The organism is Marinobacter sp. UBA2498 (genome assembly GCF_002341575.1).
Taxonomy (GTDB): domain Bacteria; phylum Pseudomonadota; class Gammaproteobacteria; order Pseudomonadales; family Oleiphilaceae; genus Marinobacter; species Marinobacter manganoxydans.
In genome coordinates, this window is the sequence record NZ_DDOI01000088.1 from 1 (window position 1) to 3,275 (window position 3,275).

Below are 3,275 nucleotides of genomic sequence, written 5' to 3' on the forward strand. Positions count from 1 at the left end.
ATGTTTTCCACCCCGTGCGCTTGTACCCGGAAGTACTTTTCGTAAATCTGTTTGGTGAGCGAAAGCCCGTATTTCATGGCTTCGTTGTTGTAGCCCCAGGGGTCGTAGCCCAGGCTCCCGATGGGTTTGCGGATGCGGTTGATATGCTCCTCCAGTTCCGCGGGAACCAGTCGGGTTTTGAGAAACGATGCCAGGCTCATGATTTCCTTCCGATGAATACGCCTAATGTGTGGCTTTGCCCATTATTTAGCACCCGGTAATCGCTGGCGGCATTGGCGGTTTCGACGCACAGCATGGACTGCCAGGCCGTATCGGGAAAATCCGATAGCTTGGCCGCCTTGGCCGGACCGGGATTCCAGACCACAGTTGAGTCACTGCCAACGGCTGAGAGCTTGCGGCCAGTTCGGGGTGTCACGATGGTCAGGGTCTCGCCGCTCTCGTAGATCCGGTCAGTTTCGCCCTCGAAGTACACCGGCCCCTCCTGGTTGCGGTATTCCCAGTTATCCAGGGTGTCGATGTACTGGCTGTTGCCCAGGCCCAGTAATCGAGTGCGGGTGATGTCGCTGGTGGGCAGATAGGTATGGAGCGCCTGGGTAAAGGCGAGGGGATCGTTGCCCAGGTTTGTGGTGGTCAGCGCCAGCTGGCAGCCCCGGATGGAAAAGCTGAAAGTGAGCAGGGCGAGCGCATGGCCAACCCAGACATCACTGAAATCTTCATTGGCATCCAGGGACAGGCTGATTTCCACTTCGTGGGCGTTCTCCCGGACATCTTCCAGTTTCCAGAGCGCGGTACGGGCAAACCCGTGGGCTTGGTCGGTCTGGATGCGTTTCCGCACTTCCGGCGCGTTGCGGGCCGGATCGCCAAACCAGGGCCAGCACACGGGGATGCCGCCGCGGATGGCTCGACCGGGTTCGTACCGGGCCGCTGGGCTCATCCAGAGCCAGTCAGATTCATCCTGAGGTTTGAAGCTTGCCAGATGAGCGCCCTGAATAAACACAGTGGCCTGGAACAAAGGATGGTGGACCTCAAGAGCTTCCAGTTGCCCGATCGTTTTCCAGCGCGTGAAGGACCACTGGCCCGGCGAAAGTGAGAGCGGTGGCCTGTTACTGCTTTCTGACATGGTTAGCTACTGAGTGAAACCGGTTAAGTGTATTTGCCTACACAGAGAGTAAATTAAAACTGCCGCTCCGGCGAGAATTGCGCCTAAAATACGCTCAAATTTTGCGCGAGGCCCGCCGATGGAAACGCCGGTAATCACCCCGATCCATGATCCCCTTATCACCCCTTTGCATAGCGCCGAGGATGCGGTGGCAGGTAGTGATGTCCAGCTGATGGGCCTTGCGCCGGATCAACGTCAGGCCTTGTCTGAGGAATGGCTGGATGAGCTGGCTTCGGGGCTCAGCGAGCACGGCTGGATGTCGTTGGATGTGCGGTCCCGGATTGGGGACAACCTGCTGGCGGCACTGAAACAGGAAGTGCAGATTCTGGATCGTACCGATGCCATGAAAAAAGCCGGTATCGGGCGCGGTAATGATCTGGTGCGTGACCGTTCGGTACGCCGCGACAAGATCGCCTGGTTGCAGGGTATTACAGCGCCTCAGGCAGCATTGTTCGAATTCTTCGAGAGGATTCGCCAGGGTCTGAACCAGAGGCTGTTTCTGGGCCTGAAGCGGTTCGAGACCCATTACGCTACCTACCATTCCGGTGATTTCTACAAGCAGCACCTGGACAGTTTCAAGGGCAGGGCGTCCCGGGTGGTGAGCCTGGTGCTTTACCTCAACGAAGAGTGGCAGGCAGCCGACGGCGGCGCCCTTCAGGTGTTCAATCGCGATAACGACCATGAAGTGTGTGGAACCGTGTTGCCCGAGGCGGGGCGTATGGCGTTGTTCATGAGTGAGGAAATTCCCCACGAGGTTCTGCCGGCAAACCGCACCCGTTACAGTCTGGCCTGCTGGTTCCGTCAGGATGAGGTACCGCTGCCTTTGTAAGGCGGATCCAGACGGGCGTGCGGATTTGTCATTGTAGTGTGCAAACCCTTTTGCTAATATGCGCGCCGCTTTCAGGGAATTGTCCTGAAACGCCGTTATGGTGGCTCCATTGGTGCCTCCGCAACATGAAACCGTGAACCCGGTCAGGCCCGGAAGGGAGCAGCCGAAGCGGTGGAATTGTGTGCCGGGGTGTCGCTGATGGAGTCACCCCCAGTTTTCTCCCCTCTCCTGTTTTTATCCTTGTGATTATCCTTGATAGCCATGAACTTATGTGCGGCACTTGCGCGCGCGTTTCCGGAATCAAGTCTGCTTCTTCTGGATCTTCGTCCGTGCTAAGGTTAAACCCGTTTTTCACTGCAGTTGGCGGAACATGAGCTACCAGGTACTTGCCCGTAAATGGCGCCCACGCACTTTCGAGGATATGGTGGGCCAGGAACACGTGCTCCAGGCGTTAATTCACGCCCTGGAAAGCCAGCGTCTTCATCATGCTTATCTGTTCACGGGGACCCGTGGGGTAGGCAAGACCACCATTGGGCGTCTGCTTGCACGCTGCCTCAACTGCGAAACCGGCGTAACCCCGAACCCCTGTGGTGAATGCTCGAGCTGCCAGGAGATCCAGGAAGGCCGGTTTGTGGATCTGATTGAAATCGACGCCGCGTCCCGGACCGGCGTTGATGATATGCGTGAGCTGACGGATAACGTCCAGTATGCGCCCACGCGTGGCCGCTACAAGGTGTACCTCATTGACGAGGTGCACATGCTGACGAACCAATCGTTCAACGCTTTCCTGAAGACGCTTGAAGAACCGCCGGAACACGTCAAGTTCCTGCTGGCAACGACCGATCCCCAGAAACTGCCGGTCACAGTGCTCTCACGGTGCCTGCAGTTTAATCTCAAACGCATGACGCCGGAGCACATCGCAGGCCATCTGCGTCATGTACTGGGTGCCGAGGAAATTCCATTTGAGGAACCGGCCCTGTGGCTCCTGGCCCGGGCTGCGGACGGCAGTATGCGAGATGCCTTGAGCCTGACCGATCAGGCCATCGCCTTTGGCAACCAGAAGCTGTCCGCCAGTGATGTCAGTAATATGCTGGGGACCATTGATCAGCGCGATATTGAGCGCATTGTGAATGCACTCGTTGAAGGCGATGGCCCGGCCTTGCTGGCGGAAATCAGCCGGATTTCGGACTTTGCACCGGATTACAGTGTGATCCTCGCCGATCTGCTATCGCTCTTTCACCGGGTGACCATGGAACAGGTGGTTCCGGGCAGTGCCGATAACGCCCT

The 3,275-nt window shown here is 57.6% G+C and carries 3 protein-coding genes, 1 other RNA gene and 1 pseudogene; 3 read left to right on the forward strand and 2 right to left on the reverse strand.

Annotated elements, in window-relative coordinates; translation table 11 throughout:
* Both B2W52_RS12215 and B2W52_RS12220 read right to left on the reverse strand, forming a co-directional pair.
* A pseudogene (locus B2W52_RS12215) lies at nucleotides 1–200 on the reverse strand (lysophospholipid acyltransferase family protein); the annotation flags it as partial.
* The gene (locus B2W52_RS12220) at nucleotides 197–1,120 is read right to left on the reverse strand and encodes a D-hexose-6-phosphate mutarotase (protein ID WP_273069814.1); all 924 of its coding nucleotides are present in this window, start codon (nucleotides 1,118–1,120) and stop codon (nucleotides 197–199) included. The gene B2W52_RS12220 and the pseudogene B2W52_RS12215, both read right to left, overlap by 4 nt.
* A gap of 118 nt (nucleotides 1,121–1,238) precedes the next feature.
* On the opposite strand from B2W52_RS12220, the gene B2W52_RS12225 reads away from it, so the two are divergent.
* The 3 genes from B2W52_RS12225 to dnaX all read left to right on the forward strand — a co-directional run.
* Entirely contained in the window at nucleotides 1,239–1,988 is a 750-nt protein-coding gene (locus B2W52_RS12225) for a 2OG-Fe(II) oxygenase (RefSeq protein ID WP_273069815.1), read from the forward strand.
* Nucleotides 1,989–2,095: 107 nt separating this feature from the next.
* An RNA gene (gene ffs / locus B2W52_RS12230) (signal recognition particle sRNA small type) lies at nucleotides 2,096–2,192 on the forward strand.
* A 166-nt stretch (nucleotides 2,193–2,358) separates the two neighbouring features.
* On the forward strand, nucleotides 2,359–3,275 hold a 917-nt coding region (gene dnaX / locus B2W52_RS12235), incomplete at its 3' end, for a DNA polymerase III subunit gamma/tau (protein WP_286803278.1).

Coding starts and splice junctions, on each gene's coding strand:
- B2W52_RS12220 (WP_273069814.1), bottom strand. CDS start 1,120: ATGTCAGAAAGCAGTAACAGGCCACCGCTCTCACTTTCGCCGGGCCAG.
- B2W52_RS12225 (WP_273069815.1), top strand. CDS start 1,239: ATGGAAACGCCGGTAATCACCCCGATCCATGATCCCCTTATCACCCCT.